Source organism: Streptomyces fulvoviolaceus (assembly GCF_000718165.1).
GTDB classification, from domain to species: domain Bacteria; phylum Actinomycetota; class Actinomycetes; order Streptomycetales; family Streptomycetaceae; genus Streptomyces; species Streptomyces fulvoviolaceus.
In genome coordinates, this window is record NZ_JOEY01000015.1 from 1 (window position 1) to 18,460 (window position 18,460).

Sequence of the window (18,460 nt, forward strand, 5' to 3'; positions counted from 1 at the left end):
GTGGGGAGGTCGACGCGGGTGGCGGTGCGCAGACCCTGCGGGGCGGGCGGGGAGGTGGGGTCGGCCGGGGTGCCCTGGTCGGCGGGCGTGGCGGGCTCCTGCTGGGCGGCCCACCAGTCGTCGTTCCGGGCCGTCTGGGCTGCGGGTCCCCCGGGCGGAACAGCGGGACCAGGCGGGGCGGTCGGCGGAGACGGCACATCGGGGGGCACCCGCGAGGCAGCGACCGTCGTGACGGGTGACTCCGTGGGCGTGCGGTCCTGGGGTGGTGTCCGCTCGACGAAGCCGGGCGGCTTCGGGCCCGGTGGGAAGGTCGCGGGGCCCGCGGGTGGGTCGGGCGGCGGTTCCCAGGGGGCACCCTCCGGCACGAACTCGGCGCCGTACGGAGTGTCCGCCGCGTCGGCGAGGCCCCTGCGCGGCGCGGGAACTCCGGCCCCCGCCCGGGAGCTCTCGTCCACCGCACCCGTGTCCGACTCGGCCCCGTCATTCACCGCCCCCGACGCGGAAGCGAACCGGTCGTCCAGTGAGTCGGCCGCGGGCGCCGGGCCCGTGTCCTCGGTGGATTCGTCGTACAGCTGGCCCCACCAGTCGTCCTCGTGACCGGTGGGCTTTCCCCCCTGCTGGCTCATGCCCCTAATTGTCCACCGCGCGGGCCGTATGAAAACGGGGCATCCGGAAAATCCGGCCTTACGAAGGAAGTCGCCGGACGGCTCCACCCCCACGGGAGAACCGCCCGGCGACACCAGGTGACCCGAACCTCCGATCCCCTACGCGCTAGCGCACGTCGTAGGCCCGGGTCACGATCTGGCTGACCGAGTTGCCGTTGGCGTCGGTCAGGTCGGCCCTGAGTGTGACCTGCTTCCCTGAGGCTGCGCTGTGATTCACGACCGCTTCCCAGGCCCCGCCACGCCGGACGGTCCTCGCCTCGGTCCAGGTCGCCCCCGCGTCGTACGAGTAGGCGAGCTTCACGGAGGTCAGTGCGCCGGGCGGGTAGCCCGCGTGCCCCGTGGCCGTGAGGCCGATGCGCAGGCCGTTCGCCGCCGGGAGCGTCTTGAGCCCGTCCTCAGGCAGGGTGTAGCGCGGGAAGAGCAGCGGGATGCCCTGCGAGTACGCGGTGTCGTCCCGTTCGGACCGGAAGGACCACGTCGTCGTCGTGCCCGTCGAGCGATTCCACACCCGCGCCGGCGCGCCGAACCTCTCGGTGTTCAGGGTGAGTTCGTATGACGACTCCTCGGCCGGGACGGTGAACACCCCGAACGGATAAGGACTGTCGCCGATGACCTCGCCGCCCCGTTTCAGCACCATGTTGCCGATGTCGCCGAAGCTGCCCTGGACGCCGAGGTGTTCACCGTCTCCCCAGAAGCCGGGTGCCACGCCGATCAGGTCGCCCTGCCGTTCGGCGGCGAGCGCCTGCTCCCCGTTCGTGTCGAGCGGGCCGGTCGGCGCGAGGACGCCGCCGTACCACTCCTCGGTCCGTCGCTCGCCCTTCTCGTAGGTCCGCACGGGGTCGATCATGAACTCGCCCCACGGGAAGCTGCTGGACACCTCGTGCTCCCAGCCGGTCGTGCCGGGCGTGTGGAACTCGGTGCGGGTGAAGGGCGCCGGGACGGTCTCCAGACCGCCGAAGTAGCCGGTCAGTCCGATCGGGCGGGTCATCGACTGCAGGTCGATGTGGTCGGTGGCGGTGCCCGCCATCGAGTTGTACGTCGCGGTCGTCGCCGCCAGTTCCTTGTCCCGCACGCGGTAGGCGCGGTCGTCCCGGATCTGTCCCGTCTCCGGGAAGGCGAGGTTGTAGACGTACGGGCTCTTGGCCGTGGCCTTCCAGCGCAGGCTCACGTCGCCGGCGGCGAGCAGGGCCGTCGCCTCCTCGGTGGGGATGGCGAGGGCGGGCAGCGGGCCACCGGTGAAGCCGGCCGACGGGTACCAGCGGCCGGGTGCCTCGCGGTAGGCCAGGACGGCCACCGCGCCTGCCTCCTGCGCGGCGGTCGCGACATCCAGCACCCCGCCGTCGTCCGGGACCTTGACGAGCGCGATCTTGCCCGCGGCTCCCGAAAGTTCTTCCGTCGTACCGGACTTGGCGTCGAAGAGCGGCGCCTTCCCGATCCCGTCGAGGTTCGCCGAACTCGTGGACGCGGTCACCGGGTGCAGCGACCGTCCGCCGACCACGGCGAGTTCGGTGATCTGCGGGGCGGCTGCACGCCAGAAGCTGTCGAACTCGAAGGTGCCGTCGGTCGCCTTACCCGTGACGTCCGCGTAGTAGCCGCGCAGGGAACGGCCTCCGACCGCGGTGCCCGCGTGCAGCCAGGTGTCGTCCCAGGAGCGGGCGAACCCGAGGGTGGCGCCCCGGAGTTCGGACGGCTTGTCCGTCTCGACGCTCAGCCGGTGGGCCTTGCGGGCGTCGAGGACGACGGTCGTGTCGCCACGGACCTCCAGCTGCGGACGGGCCAGATAGGCAAGGGAGTTGAGGAGGGTCCCCTCGGTCTCCGGGGTGGTGATGAAGCTGGAGAGGAAGTAGCTGCCGGGGCGGATCTCGTACGTCTGGCCGGTCGCGCCCTCGTTGAAGCGGCGCTCGCCGCTCGCGTCGTCGGTGCCGATGAGGTCGACCGAGGAGGCGCCGGTGGCGGGCTTGCCGAGGCGGTCGATGAGCTTGACGCGCAGAGTGACGGTCTCCGGCTGGACGTAGAGGGAGAAGGGGGTGGAGATCTTCACCCCGTCGGCCGTCGCCAGGACGCGGCCCGTGATGTCGCCGTACTGGGCGGGCGTGAGGCTCGCGGTCGGGTCGATCTTCAGCGGGACCTCGACGGTCCGCCCGGCCGGGACGGTGAGCGAGCGGGCTCCCGGCCGGGCGACCGTCGAGCGGACGGCGGAGCCGTCGTTGCCGGTGACTCCCACCACCGACAGCTTCAACTCCACCGTCCCGTCTGTGGTGTTGGTGTAGGGCACGGCGACCGTCGTACGGTCGCTGCTGTCCTGCGGCCAGTCGAAGGAACCGGCCTGGACGGCGGGCGCGCCGAGCACCGTCTGGTCGATCGCGGCCTTCACGTCGAGGCGTCCGCCGCCCGTCTCCCGGACGTCGCCGGGTGTGTCCGCGTCGGCGGAGGAGACCAGGGCCGCCTTGATCCGCTGGGCGCTCCAGTCGGGGTGGCGCTGCTCGAGGATCGCGGCGGCGCCGGCGACGTGCGGGGTCGCCATCGACGTACCGCTCATGGACTGGTAGGCGTAGACGCCGCGGCCGCCCGCGTTGGCGGCGGAGATGCCGACGCCCGGTGCGGTGATCTCGGGCTTGAGGGTGTGCGAGCCGTGGACGGGGCCGCGGCTGGAGAAGGTGGCGGTGGTGTCGTCGCGGTCGACGGCGCCGACGGTGAGGACGCTGGGCGCGCAACCCGGTGAGGAGACCGTGTTGTTGCCGGGTCCGGTGTTGCCCGCCGCGATCACGAACAAGGTGTCCTTGCTCGACTGGGCCAGCTCCTCCGTCGCCTGTGCCATCGGGTCGCCGCAGTCGGTGCGGGCTGGATTGCCGAGGCTCATGGAGACGACGTCGGCGCCCTCGTCGACCGCCCACTGCATGCCGGCGATGATCCAGGAGGTCTCGCCGTAGCCGTAGTCGTTGAGGACCTTGCCGTTGAGGAGGTCCGCTCCTGGGGCCACGCCCTTCTTCTTGCCGTCGCTCGCCGCGCCCGTGCCGCCCACGGTGGAGGTGGTGTGGGTGCCGTGGCCCTGGTGGTCGTCGGCGTCCGCGGAGTCGGTGAAGTTCTTCGAGGCGGTGATGTGGCCCTTGAGGTCCGGGTGGTCGGCGTCGACGCCCGTGTCCAGGACGGCGACCTTGGTGCCCTTGCCGTCGTAGCCGGCGGCCCAGGCTTCGGGGGCGTGGACCTGCTTGGTCGACTGGTCCAGGGTGGCCTGGACCTTCGCGTCGAGCCAGAGCTTCTTCACCGGACCCTTGTTGATGTCGGCCCAGAAGTCGTCGGCCCGCTTCTTGTCCGCGTCCAGGGAGACGCCGTCGATCGACTCCAGGACGAGATCGCGTTCGGCGCCGCGCGGGGTCGCCGGGACGCTGCGGGCTGTTATGGAGCGGTCGTACGTCGCGATCAGCGGCAGTGTGTCGCTGTGGGCGTCGTCGTAGCCCTGGCGGACCAGGCCGGTGACGTTGAAGAGCTCCTCGTCGACACGGCCGGCGGCCAGCGCCTCGATCGCGCCCTCGGGATAGACGTAGAGGTCGTCGCCGGACTGCCGCGTCTGGGTGAAGGGGGTCGTGCCGTCCGCGCCGGGCAGGGCGACGGCCCCGTCCTTCGTGACGAGGACCCGGTCGCCGGTGACGAGGGTGACGACGGAGCCGGAGCCGGGGGTGACCCGGCTGCCGACGGGCGGTCTCTGCGTGTCGGCCGCGTGCGTGGGCGCGGCTGTCGTGACGGCCAGGACGGCGGCGGTCGCCGCGCCCAGGGCCGTACGCCGTATCGCTCTCCCCAAGATCGCCTCTTCCCGTGCTGCCGTACTGCCCGCAGGCGCGAATGCGCAGGCCAAAGAGACCCAAGGCGGGCTTTACGGGCGGTGGTTGATGCTGCGGTGGCGCCACCTTGGCAGAGTGGCGGGTGGTGCGGCGATGATGTGCCGGGGCGGGTTTGCGCCGTGGCCGGTTTCCGCCAGGGGCACGCACCGCGGGACCGCTAAGGGGAGGGACGAGCGCCTGATGCTGTCGGCGATAGGTCTGGACGAGCGGCACGAGTCGGCGTACCGGGCGCTGGTGTCCGTGGGGGCCGCCGAGGTGCCCGATCTCGCGCGGCGGCTCACGCTCGGCGAACAGGACACCGAGCGGGCCCTGCGCCGGCTGGAGCGGCACGGGCTGGCCGCCCAGTCCTCGGCCCGGCCCGGGCGCTGGGTCGCCGCGCCGCCGGGGGTCGCGCTGGGCGCGCTGCTCACCCAGCAGCGGCACGAGCTGGAGCAGGCGGAGCTGGCGGCCGCGCTGCTCGCCGAGGAGTACCGGGCGGCGGCCGCCGAGCCCGCCGTACACGATCTGGTCGAGGTGGTGATCGGCGCGGCGGCCGTGTCGCAGCGCTTCCTGCAGCTCCAGCTCGGGGCGAGCCAGGAGGTGTGCGCGCTGGTCACCGGTAATCCGGTCGCCGTCACCGGCATGGAGAACGACGCCGAGGAACAGGCGGCCGGGCGCGGGGTCGGCTACCGGGTGGTCGTCGAGCGGTCGGTGCTGGACCTGCCGGACGGGATCACCGAGCTGACCGCCGCGCTGGGCCGCGACGAGCGGGTGCGGGTGGTGGATCAGGTGCCGACCAAGCTGGTGGTCGCCGACCGGAGCCTCGCCCTCGTACCGCTGACCTCGCACACCGCGGAGCCCGCCGCGCTGGTCGTGCACGCGAGCGGGCTCCTGGAACTGCTGCAGGGCCTGTTCGAGTCGGTGTGGGAGCAGGCTCTGCCACTCCGGCTCGGGGCGTCGGGGGTCGGCGAGCAGGAGCCGGACGCCCCCGACGGCGCCGATCTGGAGGTCCTGTCCCTGCTGCTCGCGGGGATGACCGACGCGAGCGTCGCCAAACAGCTCGACCTGGGGCTCAGAACCGTGCAGCGGCGGGTGAAACACCTGATGGAGCTGTGCGGGGTGAGCACCCGGCTGCAGCTGGGGTGGCATGCGTACGAGCGGGGCTGGGTGGCCCGGGAGCGTCCCGAGTGACCAACGCTGACCTGCGTTTTCTCACAGCCTCCGGCACCCTGGACAGATGGGAGTGTGGGACCTCCTGCTGGTCGGCGTGGTCATTCTCCTCGGCCTGTGCGGAGTACTGGTGCCCGGAGTGCCGGGGTCGTGGCTCGTGTGGGCCGCGGTCCTGTGGTGGGCGCTGAAGGATCCGCAGCCGGTCGCGTGGTGGGTCCTCGTGGGGGCCACCGTCGCGCTGTTCCTCTCCCAGGTGGTGCGCTGGGCCCTGCCGCCGAGGCGGCTGCGGGCGAGCGGCGCCACCCCGCGCATGGGCGTGTACGCCGGTGCGGGGGCGTTCCTCGGCTTCTTCCTGGTCCCCGTGCTCGGCGCGATCCCCGGGTTCATGGGCGGCATCTACCTCTCCGAGCGCCTCCGCCTCGGCCGCCACGGCGAGGCGGTGGCCGCGCTGCGTACGGCGATGCGCTCGGGCGGCTCCAGCGTGCTGACGGAGCTGTTCACCTGCCTGCTGATCACGGGGGCGTGGCTGGGCGCGGTGATCTGGGGCTGACGTAGGACCGCAGGCTTAAGCCGAGGAGCCGATGCGGTGGGCGGGGCGGGCGTGTTTGGGTGGCTGTCATGACCGCATTCAGCGAGGCCGAGCGTGCGTACCTCAGATCGCAGCGGCTGGGACGGCTCGCCACCGTCGACCCGCAGGGGCAGCCCCAGGCGAACCCGGTCGGCTTCTTTCCGCAGGACGACGGGACGATCCTGGTCGGCGGCTATGCGATGGGCACCACGAAGAAGTGGCGCAACCTCCGGAAGAACCCGAAGGTCGCGCTGGTCGTCGACGACGTCGTCAGCCTGCGCCCGTGGAAGGTGCGCGGCATCGACATCCGCGGGGAGGCGGAACTCCTCACGGGCCCGCACGACCTGGGCCCGCACTTCAGCGAGGAGGTGATCCGCATCCATCCGCGGCGGATCCACAGCTGGGGGCTGGACGACGACGCCTAGGGCTGTCCGGCGGATCAGGTCGGCGTCGCGGGGCCTGGCACGCACTCCCTCACTGCCTCAAAGGCGTGGGGGGACCCCCAGCGGCGTTGTCGTCGGTTGCCGACTCCCCCATCGCGTCGACGCCCTCCAGCGTGAGCAGCGTCGTCTTGCGTTCCAGCCCGCCCGCGTATCCCGTCAGGGAACCGTCCGCCCCGATCACCCGGTGGCACGGCCGGACGATCAGCAGCGGGTTCGCGCCGATCGCGCCGCCGACGGCCCGTACGGCGGCCCGGGAGGCGCCGATGCGCGCCGCGATCTCGCCGTACGTCGTCGTCGCGCCGTAGGCGACGCCGTCGAGGGCGGCCCAGACACGCTCCCGGAACTCGCTGCCCTCCGTGTGCAACTCCAGCCGGAACTCCTTGAGTTCACCGGCGAAGTAGGCGACGAGCTGTTCCTCCGCCGCACGGAAGGGGCCGGGGTCGCGCCGCCAACCCTCCTGGACGGTACGGCCGTTCTTCTGCCCCGGGAAAGACAGCGAGGTCAGCGCGCCGGTCTCGTCGGCGGTGAGGAGGAGGCGGCCGACGGGGCTTTCGAGGTGAGTCCAGTAGGTGTTCATGAGTACTCCAACTCCCCTGCTGTACGCAGGTGTTGCAAGGCATAGGAGCGCCAGGGGCGCCATGTGTCGGGTACGTCCGCGCCGGGCGGGGCGACGTCCGGGTCGCCGAGGGCGCGGGTGCGGATGACGGCGACGGTACGGGCGTGAAGGCCGGGCAGGGCGAGCAGGGCCGCCTGTGCGTCGTCCCGGTCGGCGCCCGGGTCCAGCCGTGGCGTGCCGTCGGCGAGGGCGGCGGTGAGCGCGCCCAGCGGGCCCTCGGGTTCGGCCTCCGCGATGGCCGACGGCTCGGGGAAGAGATGGGTGAGGCTGCCGCAGGGGGCGTCGAGCGTCTTGCCGTATCGCTGAACCAGTCTCCCGGCCTCCGCCCGTCCCACCACCGCCCGCACCGCCAGCTCCTCCGGATCGGCGGCACCCGGCGAACGCAGGCCGGGCCGGGCGGCGACCAGCGGGGCGAGTCGTTCATCGGCACCCAGCCGCTCGTCCACGGCGTACGGATCGGCGTCGAGGTCGAACAGCCGCCGCAGCCGCTGGACGGCGGTGGTCAGGTCGCGGGGGTCGGTGAGGTGCAGGTGGGCGTCGAGCCAGCCGCCGGGGTGGGCGGCGGACGTGGTGCGGGTCGTGCCCGGCCGTTCGTCGACGGCGACGATCCCGCTGCCGTGCGGAAGGCGGAGCGTACGGCGATACAGGCGGCGTCCGCGTGTCCCGCTCACTTCCTCGACGCCGGGCACGGCCTCGCTCTCCAGCAGGTCGAGGACGGCTCCGGCCTGGTAGGGGCCCCGGTAGGCCAGCCGCAGCGGAATGCCCGCCGTCGGGGTGGCCGTACGCCGGGCGGTCCGTACCGCGGCGCGCAGCGCGCTCGGTGTCGACGCGTACACCTCCCGCATCGTGTCGTTGAACTGCCGCACGCTGGCGAATCCCGCCGCGAACGCGATCTCCGTGATCGGCAGGCCGGTGGTCTGCAGCAGGACGCGCGCGGTGTGCGCCCGCTGGGCGCGGGCCAGGGCGACGGGGCCGGCGCCGAGCTCGGCAGTGAGCTGCCGCTGCACCTGCCGGGCGCTGTAGCCGAGCCGGGTGGCGAGTCCGGCGACGCCTTCGCGGTCGACGATGCCGTCGCCGATCAGGCGCATGGCCCGGCCCACGACGTCGGCGCGTACGTTCCAGTCGGCGGAGCCGGGCACGGCGTCCGGACGGCACCGCCGGCAGGCCCGGAAACCCGAGCCCTGCGCGGCGGCGGCCGTCGCGTAGAAGCGGACGTTGCGGCGCTTCGGCGTCACCGCCGGACAGCTGGGCCGGCAGTAGATCCCGGTCGTCTCGACGGCGAAGAAGAACTCCCCGTCGAACCGGGCATCCCGGCTCCGTACGGCTTCGTACCTGGTGTCTTCGTCCATCACATGTCCTAGTTTCCGCCGTGGGCGAGGGTGCCGCTGGCGGAAATCGGACATGGCGCTGGGGCCGGGCGGGGGTGGGCTCACCTGCGACGGCGTGCGCCTGACGGCAACTGGACCCACCCGGGGGCGCGGGGAACTGCGCGACCAGCCCCCACCGGCCCGCGGCTAGGAACGCCACCTGCCCCTCTTCGCCTCCATCGCCGCCTTGCCCTCCGCCCCCTTCCGCTTCCAGTCCTTCCGGATCTCCGCCCGGAGCCTCGCATCGGTCTTGGCGACGATCCGCTGGTTCTCCCGGATGAGCTTGCGGTAACTCTCCAGGCGCCGTTCGCCCAACTCGCCGGAGGCGATCGCGGCGAGGACCGCGCACCCCGGCTCGCTCTCGTGCGCGCAGTCCTGGAACCGGCACTTCTCGCCCAGTTCCGCGATCTCGGCGAAGACCTGCCCGACACCGGTCTCGGCGTCCCACAGCCCGACGCCCCTCAGCCCCGGTGTGTCGATGAGCACTCCCCCACCCGGCAGCGCGAGGAGGTTGCGGGTGGTGGTCGTGTGGCGGCCCTTGCCGTCCGCGTCCCGGGTGGCCTGCACGACCATGACCTCGTCGCCGAGGAGGGCGTTCGCGAGCGTCGACTTGCCCGCACCGGACTGCCCGAGCAGCACGGACGTACCACCGGAGACAAGGGCGACGAGGCCGTCGAGCCCGTCCCCGTCCAGCGCGCTGACCGGCAGCACCGTCACACCCGGCGCGGTCGTCTCGACATCCTGGACGAGATGCCCGAGCGTCACCGCGTCCGGCACGAGGTCGGCCTTGGTCAGCACGATCAGGGGCTGCGCCCCGGACTCCCAGGCCAGGGCCAGGAACCTTTCGATGCGGCCGAGGTCGAGCTCGCCGGCCAGCGACACGGCGACGACCGCGTGGTCGACGTTGGCCGCGAGGTCTGCCCCTCGGACCGCTCGGAGGAGGTGGAGCGTACGAAGGCGGTACGGCGGGGCAGATACGCGCGTACGTAACGGGGGTTGCCGGCGGGTTCCACGACGGCCCAGTCGCCGGTGCAGATGACCCGCATCGGGTCGCGCGGGGTGACGAAGGCGGTGTCCGCCCGTACGAGACCCTCTGCGGTGATCACGTCGCACTGCCCGCGGTCGACCCGGATGACGCGTCCGGGCAGGAGCCCCTCGGGCTCGTAGGGGGCGAACTCGTCCGCCCATGCCTCGTCCCAGCCGTAGGGAGCGAGAGCGGAGAAAACAGAAGAAGTGGAGCTGGAAGTCAAGGGTGGGCCCTTCACAAGGGCGGCCCCGGCATGCGTGGGAAGTCTGGGTTCAGCCGGCGGCCACGGAGGTGGAGTGGACGATCTTCTGGTTGCGGGCAGCGCCCATCACAGAGACAGCCATTGGTCACACCTCCCGTTCCTCACTCGGCCGACAGCGGCAGCCGAAGGCCGCCGCACGAAGCGGTCCTCACCTTAGAGTTGCGCGCACTCGGGTGCCACCGATTTACCGAAGGACAAAGGCAGCCGGTGCCTCACCCGAGGTACTGCGTGATCCGGGTCCACACAGTGGGCGAGCCGGCGGCGACGGGTGCCGGGCGTCGCTCTCGGAGCTGACGCCAGACGTCCTGCGGGCAGGGGCCCTTGGGTCTGGGGTCGGTGAACTTCCCGTAGGCCACCCGGCGTGGCGGGAGGCCTATCTCGACCCAGTGGTCCTTGTCGGAGGTGAAGTCCCAGCCGATGTTGGGGATGCGGATGTGGTCGTCGCGGCTGTCCTTGTCCTGGCTGGTGATCTGGAGCACTTCGACGTGGCGGAGGCCGGGCTTCATGACCACGCAGTAGTGCGGGCGTTCGGTGGCGGACTCCCGGAAGGGGACCAGGGCGTGCCAGATCTCGCCGGCGGCCGGGCGGCGTCGTCCGCCGTTGAGGCCGCCGTTGCCCCACCAGCGCACCGCTCGGTGGCAGAGGAACGCGGTGAGTCCGGCGGCCCCGCCCTGGGCGAAGGCACGGGAGTTCACGTCGGGTGAGTCGAATCGTGCCTCGGCCCAGAGCACGGCGGCCTGGCTGAGGGCGAGCACGACGGCCGTACGGGCGAGGAGGACCCGCCATGAGCCGCGACGCATCCGGCCCATGAACCCGGCCACCCCCGCGGCGACGGCGACGGGTGCGCCGTACACGAGCGCGTGCTGTCCGAAGCCGCGCAGTTGCAGCGGCGGCTCCTGAGAGGCCATCAGGTCGACCACAGTGACCGGCAGCGCCAGGGTGGAGCCGACGGCGGCCCACATGATCACCAGGAGATAGCCCTTGACGGCCATCCCCAGGCAGGACGTGTTGGTGCGACGGGCCACCGAATCCCCCTTTTTCTCCATGGACGAACATGATCCCCACGGAGGTGCCGTGCGGGATCCGTGGATCTACGTACGCGGTTACGGAGTGCGGGTCGACAGCCCTGCTCCGCCTCGGCCGTTGGCGGCGATGACCTTCTCCGCCCGGGTCACTGGTCCTGAACCCGCCCGTCGCCTTCGTCGGGCTCGTCGTCGAGCAGCGCGTAGGCCCGTACCGGGAAGGTGCCCATCTCTTCGACGGCCGGTGGCGCGGCGTGGAAGCGGAAGCCGTGCGGGGGCGGTTGCTCCAGGCCGCGCAGGTGCTCCACGACCGGGATGCCGGCGGCCAGCAGCATGGTGTGCGCGGGGCGGGCGCCGTCGTCGGTGTCGTCGATGTCGAGCGAGTCGATACCGACCAGGGCCGCGCGCTGCTCGACGAGCCAGGCTGCGCCACCCCTGGTGAGGTGGGGGTGGCCGCTTCCGTACCGCTCGGTGCCCCAGTGCCGGTCCCAGCCGGTGTGGATCAGTCGGCCCGCACCACGACGGGGGTGGTGCGCTGGGCCGGGTCAAGCGCCCGCGACACCGCCGGGCACCGGGCTGACGGGGCAGGCGCCGGCGTGCGTCATGCCGCCGGGGCCGCCTTGGGAATCATCGGTCGGCATGGCCTGCGAACCGCTCTCGTGCTCGTCCGAAGGCGGGGTGAAGGCGACGTCCAGGCGGGTGAGCCCGCGGAAGTTGAGGCTGCGCTGCCACTGCGGCGCGGGGCCGTCGAGCCGCAGGCCGGGGAGCCGGGTGAGGAGTGCTTCCAGGACGATCGCGCCTTCCAGCCGGGCCAGCGCAGCGCCGAGGCAGAAGTGCGGGCCGTGCCCGAACGCCATGTGCCGTCCGCCGGGCCGTTCGAAGTCCAGCACATGAGGGTCGGGAAACACGGCCGGATCCCGGTTGGCGGCGCCGCCCACCAGAAGCACCGTCTGCCCTTCGGCGATGGTGCGGCCCGCCAGGTCCAGGTCGTGCCGCGCCCGACGCAGCATCAGCTGTACCGGGGCGTCGTAGCGCAGGAGTTCCTCGACTGCGGCGGGCATCAGTTCGGGCCGGCGGCGCAGTTGGTCGGCCGCGTGCGGGTGGCGGAGCAGGGCGAGTGTGGCGTTGCCGATGAAGTGGGTGGTGGTCTCGTGGCCGGCGATCAGGAGCAGGGCGCAGTTGGCGAGGAGTTCGTCGAGGTCCTGGTCGGTGTTCGCGGCCTGTGCGCTCACCAGTGCGCGCAGACTGTGGGGGGCCGGCGGGGTGTCGTGGCGGGTGAGGAGTTCGCGGAAGTAGGCGAGCATGTCCGTCATGCTCTGCGAGGCCTCGCGGTTGCGGTCGGCGTCGAGCCGGGAGTTGCCTATGGCCTCGGCGATCGGCTCGGACCAGGAGGCGAGGGCTGGGCGGTCCTGCTGCGGTACGTCGAGGAGGTCGCAGATGATGGTGAGCGGCAGGGGTCGGGCGAGGTCCGCGACGATGTCCATCCGCCCGGTCGGCGCCGCGTGGGCGATGATCCGGTCGACGGCTTCGAAGATCCGGGCGCGGAGCGTCTCCACTGCCCGAGGAGTGAAGGCCTTGCTGATCAGGGCCCGCAGCCGGGAGTGGTCGGGGGCGTCGCTGTAGAGCATCTGCCGGCTCAGGACCCGGGCCAGCGGCCGCAGTTCCTCGGAGACGGCCTCGATGTCGGGATAGCGCACCGAGGACAGCCCCGGGTCACCCGCGGCTTTGCTGACGACCGCGTGTCCGGTAGCGACCCACGCGCGCAGGCTGCGGTCCCAGAAGAGGTCGTCGGCGCTCCTCAGCTCTTCGTAGAAGTCGTAGAGTCGCTCTTGGACTTGGGGCCGAAAGGCCCGCAACAGTGAGGTGGGAGTGCCCATCGCCCCATGTTAGGGGCCTGCGCCCGGAGTTCGATCAAGATATGCGGCGAGATGTCGCAGGATCGCGTCGGCACTCTTCGTCCGGATGCGGAAAGCGTGTCCCCGGCCGGTGGCGAACATGCGCCTCCTCCAAGCCCCTTACCAGGACAGGGACCCGTTGCCGTCACTGGAGGTGGTGCCTGCCCTGCTGGGTTCGGGTGCGGATGTGCACGTCCTCGACCGGGTCGGGGTCACGCCCGTCGGCCGGGCAGTCCTGCTCGACGACACGGCGCCGGAAGCCGCCGTCGACCGGTCGGTGGCGGTACTGGGGCTCCTGGTGAGAGCGTCAACGGCGCTGCGCGGCTGATCCACGGGTGAACGTCGTGAGACAGACTCTGCGCATATTCCGTCAGAAATGTGCCTCCAACTGGCAATGCCGTGCTCCGGGCGTTTCGCCCGCGTCCCGCCCATAGAGTTCTTTGAGGTCCGTGCGTCGCGAGGCCACGGCGGGCACCGGGCGTACCACTTTCGGAGGCGGGGCCGATTGTGCAGGTATCCGTGACGAGGGAACAGACCGGCCGGCCCGTCAGGACGTCGAGCTTCGTCGGCAGGCGCCAGGAGGCCGCCGAAGTCAAGCGTCTGCTGGCCACCCACCGGCTGGTGAGTCTGACCGGGACGGGCGGCGTCGGCAAGACCAGGCTGGCTCTGCACGCCGTGCCCCGGCTGGCGCGGGCGTTCCCCGACGGAGTGCACATCGTCCAGCTCGCCGGTGTGCGGGACGCGTCGCTGGTGCCGCTCGCCCTGATCGAGGGGCTGAACATCCGTGACGTATCGGGGCGTTCGCCCGTGCGGGTCCTGGTCGACCATCTCCAGGACCGGGAGCTCCTCCTGGTCCTGGACAACTGCGAACACCTGGCGGACGCCTGCGCACGGCTGGTCGAGGCGTTGCTGGCGGAGACCGCGGGGGTACGCGTCCTGGCCACCAGCAGGCATCCGCTGGACGTGCCCGTCCAACACGTCCTGGAGGTGCAGCCGTTGCCGACTCCCGCGCCGGGCGAGCCGTTGCCTCCGAAGCCCGCTCTGGAGTACCCGGCACTGGCGCTGTTCGCCGACCGGGCCGCGGCCGTGCTGCCCGGATTCACGCTCACGGCGGACAACCAGGACGCGGTGGCCGCCCTGTGCCACCGGCTGGACGGGCTGCCGCTCGCGATCGAGCTGGCGGCGGTCCGGATGCGTGCCCTGGGTGTGCAGCAGTTGCTCGAACGGCTCGACCGGCGCTACCGGTTGCTGGCCCACAGCGCCGACAGCGACGACAGCGACGCCGCCCTGCCCCGGCACCGCACCCTGCGGGCGGCCGTCGACTGGAGCCATGACCTGTGCACCGCCGAGGAGCAGACGGTGTGGGCGCGCGCCTCGGCCTTCGCCGGGAGTTTCGACCTGGGCGCGGCGGAGGAGGTCTGTGCCGGGCCGGGCCTCGACCGTGACGAGATGGTGGACGCGGTCGCCGGTCTGGTGGACAAGTCACTGCTGGTCCGGGACGGCGACGCCGTCCATGCCCGGTACCGGATGCTGGAGTCGATCCGGCAGTACGGCCTCGACCGGCTCCGCGAGGGCGGCCCCGACGCGGAGGAGGCGGCCCGGCGCCGGGTGCGGGACTGGTGCCTGGACTTCGTCGAGGAATGCGAGCGGCGATGGTTCGGCCCCTACCAGCCGGAGCTGGTCCGGCGGCTGCACGCGGAGTCGGACACCATCCGCTCGGCGTTGGAGTTCTGCCTGAGCACCCCGGGAGAGCTGCAGGCCGGGCTGAAGCTGGCCGGGCATCTGTGGTTCTTCTGGTTCGCGACCGGCACCCCTGTGGAGGGCAGGTACTGGCTGGAGCGGCTGCTCGCCGCCGCCCCCGAGCCGACCGTCGCGCGGGCGCGGGCACTGTGGGCCCTGGCCCTGATGCTGCTCAGCCAGGGCAATGCCGTCGAGGCCACGCCCCTCGTCGAGGAGGGACACGAGCTGGCCCTGCGGCTGGGCGACGAGGCAGGGGTGGCGCACAGCTACTTCGGCCGGGGCGGTGCCCGCCTGATCAGCGGTGACTACGAGCGGGCCCGGGAGGTGTACGAGGAGGCGCTCTCCCGGCCGCCGCGCGAGGGCGAGTCGATGAGCCTGGTCGGCTTCAAGTACATCGAGCTGGCCCATGTCCTCGCCATCCAGGGCGAGTACGACCGCGCCATGGCCCTGTGCGAGGAGTTCCGGCAGATCTGCCTGAGCCACGGCGAACAGTGGGTCCACTCCTACCTCCTGCGCATCCTCGCCTTCGCCGAGTGGGCCAAGGGAGACCAGGCGCCGGCCAGGACCCACGCCCGGGAGTGCCTGCGGCTCAAGCGGGCGGTCGGCGACGTGTTCGGGATCGGCATGACACTGGAACTGCTCGCCGCGGTCCACGCCCGCGACGGCGAGGGCCGGCCCGCCGCCGTTCTGCTGGGCGCGGCCAAGCGGATCTGGCAGGACGCCCACGTCGCACTGGACCGCACCCCGTCCCACGGTCCGGTGCGCACCGAGGCCGAAGAAGTCGCTCGCGCGCTGCTGGGCGACGCGTTCAGGGGCGCCTACCGCGAGGGCCTGGAGCTCACCCTGGACGACGCGGTGGGCTACGCGATGGGCGAGCGGGTGTCTCCCGCCCGGCAGGTGCTCGACAGTCCCCTCACCCGCCGGGAGACCGAGGTCGCCGAGCTCGTCGCGGAGGGGCTGACCAACCAGCAGATCGCCGACCGGCTGGTCGTCGCGCTGCGGACCGCGGAGGGCCATGTGGAGCGGATCCTCAGCAAGCTGGGCTTCACCTCCCGCAGCCAGGTCGCCGTCTGGGCCGAGGCGCGTCGCGCCATGCGCCCTTGACGACGTACACCCGTGAACCGAACCAAAGGGAAGGCAGACCGATGGATCACGGAGCACCCAGCACACCCGCCAAGCACCACGTCGGCGTCCACTCGTCCGACGAGGGGTTCCTGGCGGTGATGGTGCCGTTCCTCAGGGAGGGCATCGCCGCCGAGGACGAACCGGACCCGGCGGCCGTCACCACCTCGCGCAAGCTGGACCTGCTGCGGGACGCGCTCGGCCCGGACGCCCGCCACGTGGACTTCCTCGACTCCGCGCGGTGGTATCGCGGAACACCCGCGAACAGCATGGCCACCGCCCTCGACTACTACGTCGCGCACGCGAGCCCCGAGGGCCGTCTCCACTTGGCGGGCGAGCCGGTCTGGCCCGGCCGCTCGCCACGCCAGATCTCCGAGTGGAAGCGGTACGAGGCACTGGCCACCGAGCTCTTCACCGGGGCCCCGCCCGACCTGATGTGCCTGTACGACACCCGTACCGCACCGCCCGACGTCATCGACGCCGCCCGGCACACCCATCCGACGGAACTGCACCGGCACGGCATCCGGCCCAGCCCGCTGTACACGGAGCCCGCCGTCTACGCGACACAGGACCTCGGTCCGCTGCCCGCGCCGCCGCGGGACGCGGTCGGGGTCGGCCTCGACGGGGACCTGACCGCCGGTCACCGGTTCGCCGCGGACCAGGCACAGGCCCGCGGCATGGCGCCGGACGCGGCCGCCCGCTTCGGGCGGGCCGTGTCCGGTGCCACGGGCTACGCGGCCTCCCAGGGCTGCGACCGCGCGTGCCTGAAGCTGTGGTCGACCCGGGAGCGGGTCATCTGCGAGCTGCGCACCCCGCGCGGCCGCATCACCGACCCGTTCCTCGGCTTCCGGCCGCCGGGCCCCGGGACGCGGCCGGAGGACGGGCTCTGGGACACCCGTCAGGTCTGCGAGTTCGTGGACATGAGGTCCGGCGACGAGGCGAAGGAGGGGTGGACCATCCGTATGGAGACGGCCCTCGTACCGGCAGGTTGACGAACCGGCGCGCGGATTCGGGTAGTTCCCCCCGCGACCCCGACGGCACGGCCGACGCATGGTGGATACGAGGCCGGGCCCGTGGCGGACCGGCCTCGCACCACGCGAGCCGAACGCCCCGAGGGCCGAAGGGAAACGACCATGCCGAACGCCCGTCCGCGCGGCCTGCCGACCGTGGGCGATGGCTGCACCACGTTTCTGGGCCCGGGAAAGTCCTCGGTCCGCCAGGCCAGGGACGTCGTCCGCAAGTGGCTGGCCGAGTACGGCCTCCAGGATCTGGTGGACGTCGCCGAACTGCTGGTCAGCGAGCTCGCCACCAATGCGGTCGTGCACGCCGGCGGCCGGTATCGGCTCACCCTGTCCGTGGGCATCGGCACGCTGCGCTGCGAGGTGGCGGACGAGCGGCGGCAACTTCCCCGACCGTCGAACCCGCAGGCCGAGGACCAGGACGCCGACAGCGAGAGCGGGCGAGGTCTCCTCCTGGTCGACGCGCTGTCCCACCGGTGGGGCAGCCGCCTCAGCGGAGAAGGCAAGGAAGTCTGGTTCGAGCTGGAGATCGGCGCACCGGACCGTACGGACGGCGTGGGAGAGGCGGGCGCGCGCCCCACGGCGACGGATCGGCCACGAACGGAGGCGGTGACCGACCGCACCGAGCCGCACCACGAGCGGGTGGACCACCTCGACCCGACACCTGAACTGCACCGGTCGCGTCCCGCACCTACCGGCACCCCCTCAGCACTCACTCACACCCACCAGGAGTCACCCGTGCCCACTTCAGGTGTGGGCCTCCGGCGCCGCTGTCAGGTCGGCGAAGTCGGCGAGCATGTGGGAGGTGTGCGGTGCGAGGCCGGTGAAGTGGTGGAAGGCGCCGGCGGCCTGGTGGACGAGCATGCCGCCGCCGTGGAGGAGGCGGCAGCGGCGGGTGCGGCCGGCGAGCAGCAACGGGGTTTCCAGGGGGTGGTAGACGATGTCGGCGATCCAGAGGCCGTCGTGGAGCAACTCGACGGGGAGTGGCGTGCCCGGGTGGGCCGCCGTACCGACGGGTGTGGTGTTCACGAGGCCGTCCGCGCAGGGGAGTTCGGTCCCGAGCTGCTCCGGGAGGCAGGCTTCGGCGCGTTCGGTTCCGGCGTCCTCGTTGAGCGCCTTGACGAGGGTGGACGCGCGCTCGGTGACGGTGTCCACCACGGTGAGGCGGGCGACGCCGAGGTCGAGCAGGGCGTGGGCCACGGCGGATCCGGCACCGCCGGCGCCCAGTTGGACCACGTGTCCGCGGGGTGCGTCGGGCAGCCCGCGGGTGAAGGCCGCGGTGAAGCCGGTGATGTCGGTGTTGTGGCCGACGGCCCGGCCCTCCGGGGTGAGGACGACGGTGTTGACCGCGCCGAGGCGCGCCGCCTGGGCGGAGAGTTCGTCCAGGTGCGGCACGACGGTCTGCTTGCACGGGTGGGTGATGTTGAGCCCGTTGAAGCCGCAGTCCCGGGCGGCGCGGGTGAGGTGCCGGACGTCCTCGGCGGGGAGGCGGAGGTCGTCGATGTCGAGGAGCCGGTAGAGGTAGCGCACGCCGTGCCGGTCGGCCTCGCGTTGGTGGAGGCCGGGGCTGAGCGAACGGCCGATGCCTGATCCGATGAGACCGACGAGGTACGAGTCCTGGGCCACGGCTGCCCCCCGGGGAGTGCACGAACCAGTTATGTGAAAACCAGTTATGTACGAACCAGTTCGTTATGAATACCAGGGGCAGGTGTCGCCGGGGAAGCCT

Annotated in this window: 13 protein-coding genes and 4 pseudogenes; 7 read left to right on the forward strand and 10 right to left on the reverse strand. The window is 72.1% G+C overall.

Features of this window, described 5'->3' with window-relative positions:
* Positions 1-626 (reverse strand): annotated as a pseudogene (locus tag IG08_RS60675) (hypothetical protein); the annotation flags it as partial.
* A gap of 145 nt (positions 627-771) precedes the next feature.
* Entirely contained in the window at positions 772-4,464 is a 3,693-nt protein-coding gene (locus tag IG08_RS0117075) for a S8 family peptidase (protein ID WP_052424741.1), read from the reverse strand.
* A 220-nt stretch (positions 4,465-4,684) separates the two neighbouring features.
* On the opposite strand from IG08_RS0117075, the gene IG08_RS0117080 reads away from it, so the two are divergent.
* The 3 genes from IG08_RS0117080 to IG08_RS0117090 all read left to right on the forward strand — a co-directional run bounded on the left by IG08_RS0117080 (position 4,685) and on the right by IG08_RS0117090 (position 6,646).
* Positions 4,685-5,674, forward strand: a complete 990-nt coding sequence (locus IG08_RS0117080) for a helix-turn-helix transcriptional regulator (protein WP_030602430.1) — start codon at positions 4,685-4,687, stop codon at positions 5,672-5,674.
* A gap of 46 nt (positions 5,675-5,720) precedes the next feature.
* Complete coding sequence (locus IG08_RS0117085; protein ID WP_030602434.1) at positions 5,721-6,203, forward strand: DUF456 domain-containing protein; 483 nt, start codon at positions 5,721-5,723, stop codon at positions 6,201-6,203.
* 68 nt (positions 6,204-6,271) lie between these two features.
* Positions 6,272-6,646, forward strand: coding sequence for a PPOX class F420-dependent oxidoreductase (locus IG08_RS0117090; protein ID WP_030602438.1), 375 nt, complete (start codon positions 6,272-6,274; stop codon positions 6,644-6,646).
* A 49-nt stretch (positions 6,647-6,695) separates the two neighbouring features.
* Here the strand turns inward: IG08_RS0117090 and IG08_RS0117095 are convergent, their stop codons facing one another.
* From IG08_RS0117095 to IG08_RS0117120, 7 genes and pseudogenes are all read right to left on the reverse strand, one after another.
* Complete coding sequence (locus IG08_RS0117095) at positions 6,696-7,241, reverse strand: methylated-DNA--[protein]-cysteine S-methyltransferase (RefSeq protein ID WP_052424742.1); 546 nt, start codon at positions 7,239-7,241, stop codon at positions 6,696-6,698.
* A complete protein-coding gene (locus IG08_RS0117100) occupies positions 7,238-8,629 on the reverse strand; it encodes a bifunctional transcriptional activator/DNA repair enzyme AdaA (RefSeq protein WP_030602443.1) in 1,392 nt (463 codons plus the stop codon). Before IG08_RS0117100 ends, IG08_RS0117095 begins: the two co-directional genes overlap by 4 nt.
* Before the next feature lie 165 nt (positions 8,630-8,794).
* A pseudogene (rsgA, locus tag IG08_RS54240) lies at positions 8,795-9,897 on the reverse strand (ribosome small subunit-dependent GTPase A).
* 251 nt (positions 9,898-10,148) lie between these two features.
* Positions 10,149-10,961, reverse strand: coding sequence for a hypothetical protein (locus IG08_RS55855; protein WP_052424743.1), 813 nt, complete (start codon positions 10,959-10,961; stop codon positions 10,149-10,151).
* 146 nt (positions 10,962-11,107) lie between these two features.
* A complete protein-coding gene (locus IG08_RS61350) occupies positions 11,108-11,293 on the reverse strand; it encodes a cyclase family protein (RefSeq protein ID WP_234342900.1) in 186 nt (61 codons plus the stop codon).
* Between the two features lie 45 nt (positions 11,294-11,338).
* Positions 11,339-11,464, reverse strand: a pseudogene (locus IG08_RS62480) (cyclase family protein); the annotation flags it as partial.
* A gap of 39 nt (positions 11,465-11,503) precedes the next feature.
* Complete coding sequence (locus tag IG08_RS0117120; protein WP_030602452.1) at positions 11,504-12,835, reverse strand: cytochrome P450; 1,332 nt, start codon at positions 12,833-12,835, stop codon at positions 11,504-11,506.
* A 118-nt stretch (positions 12,836-12,953) separates the two neighbouring features.
* Here IG08_RS0117120 and IG08_RS0117125 point away from each other — a divergent pair, with 118 nt between their 5' ends.
* The 4 genes and pseudogenes from IG08_RS0117125 to IG08_RS57165 form a co-directional block, all read left to right on the forward strand.
* A complete protein-coding gene (locus tag IG08_RS0117125; RefSeq protein ID WP_158812255.1) occupies positions 12,954-13,181 on the forward strand; it encodes a hypothetical protein in 228 nt (75 codons plus the stop codon).
* 191 nt (positions 13,182-13,372) lie between these two features.
* Positions 13,373-15,697, forward strand: a complete 2,325-nt coding sequence (locus IG08_RS0117130; protein WP_030602458.1) for an ATP-binding protein — start codon at positions 13,373-13,375, stop codon at positions 15,695-15,697.
* A 41-nt stretch (positions 15,698-15,738) separates the two neighbouring features.
* Positions 15,739-16,707 carry an MEDS domain-containing protein gene (locus tag IG08_RS0117135; RefSeq protein ID WP_030602460.1) on the forward strand — a complete coding sequence of 323 codons (969 nt, stop codon included), beginning with the start codon at positions 15,739-15,741 and terminating at the stop codon, positions 16,705-16,707.
* 141 nt (positions 16,708-16,848) lie between these two features.
* Positions 16,849-17,241 (forward strand): annotated as a pseudogene (locus tag IG08_RS57165) (ATP-binding protein); the annotation flags it as partial.
* A gap of 240 nt (positions 17,242-17,481) precedes the next feature.
* Here the strand turns inward: IG08_RS57165 and IG08_RS0117140 are convergent.
* Positions 17,482-18,360, reverse strand: a complete 879-nt coding sequence (locus tag IG08_RS0117140; protein ID WP_030602463.1) for a shikimate dehydrogenase — start codon at positions 18,358-18,360, stop codon at positions 17,482-17,484.
* Between the last annotated feature and the right edge of the window lie 100 nt (positions 18,361-18,460).

What these genes read in the sequence shown, in the direction of transcription:
- IG08_RS0117080 (WP_030602430.1), top strand. Translation starts at nt 4,685, where the DNA reads ATGCTGTCGGCGATAGGTCTGGACGAGCGGCACGAGTCGGCGTACCGG.
- IG08_RS0117095 (WP_052424742.1), bottom strand. Translation starts at nt 7,241, where the DNA reads ATGAACACCTACTGGACTCACCTCGAAAGCCCCGTCGGCCGCCTCCTC.
- IG08_RS0117120 (WP_030602452.1), bottom strand. Translation starts at nt 12,835, where the DNA reads ATGGGCACTCCCACCTCACTGTTGCGGGCCTTTCGGCCCCAAGTCCAA.
- IG08_RS61350 (WP_234342900.1), bottom strand. Translation starts at nt 11,293, where the DNA reads ATGCTGCTGGCCGCCGGCATCCCGGTCGTGGAGCACCTGCGCGGCCTG.
- IG08_RS0117090 (WP_030602438.1), top strand. Translation starts at nt 6,272, where the DNA reads ATGACCGCATTCAGCGAGGCCGAGCGTGCGTACCTCAGATCGCAGCGG.
- IG08_RS0117100 (WP_030602443.1), bottom strand. Translation starts at nt 8,629, where the DNA reads ATGGACGAAGACACCAGGTACGAAGCCGTACGGAGCCGGGATGCCCGG.
- IG08_RS0117135 (WP_030602460.1), top strand. Translation starts at nt 15,739, where the DNA reads ATGGATCACGGAGCACCCAGCACACCCGCCAAGCACCACGTCGGCGTC.
- IG08_RS0117085 (WP_030602434.1), top strand. Translation starts at nt 5,721, where the DNA reads ATGGGAGTGTGGGACCTCCTGCTGGTCGGCGTGGTCATTCTCCTCGGC.
- IG08_RS0117125 (WP_158812255.1), top strand. Translation starts at nt 12,954, where the DNA reads ATGCGCCTCCTCCAAGCCCCTTACCAGGACAGGGACCCGTTGCCGTCA.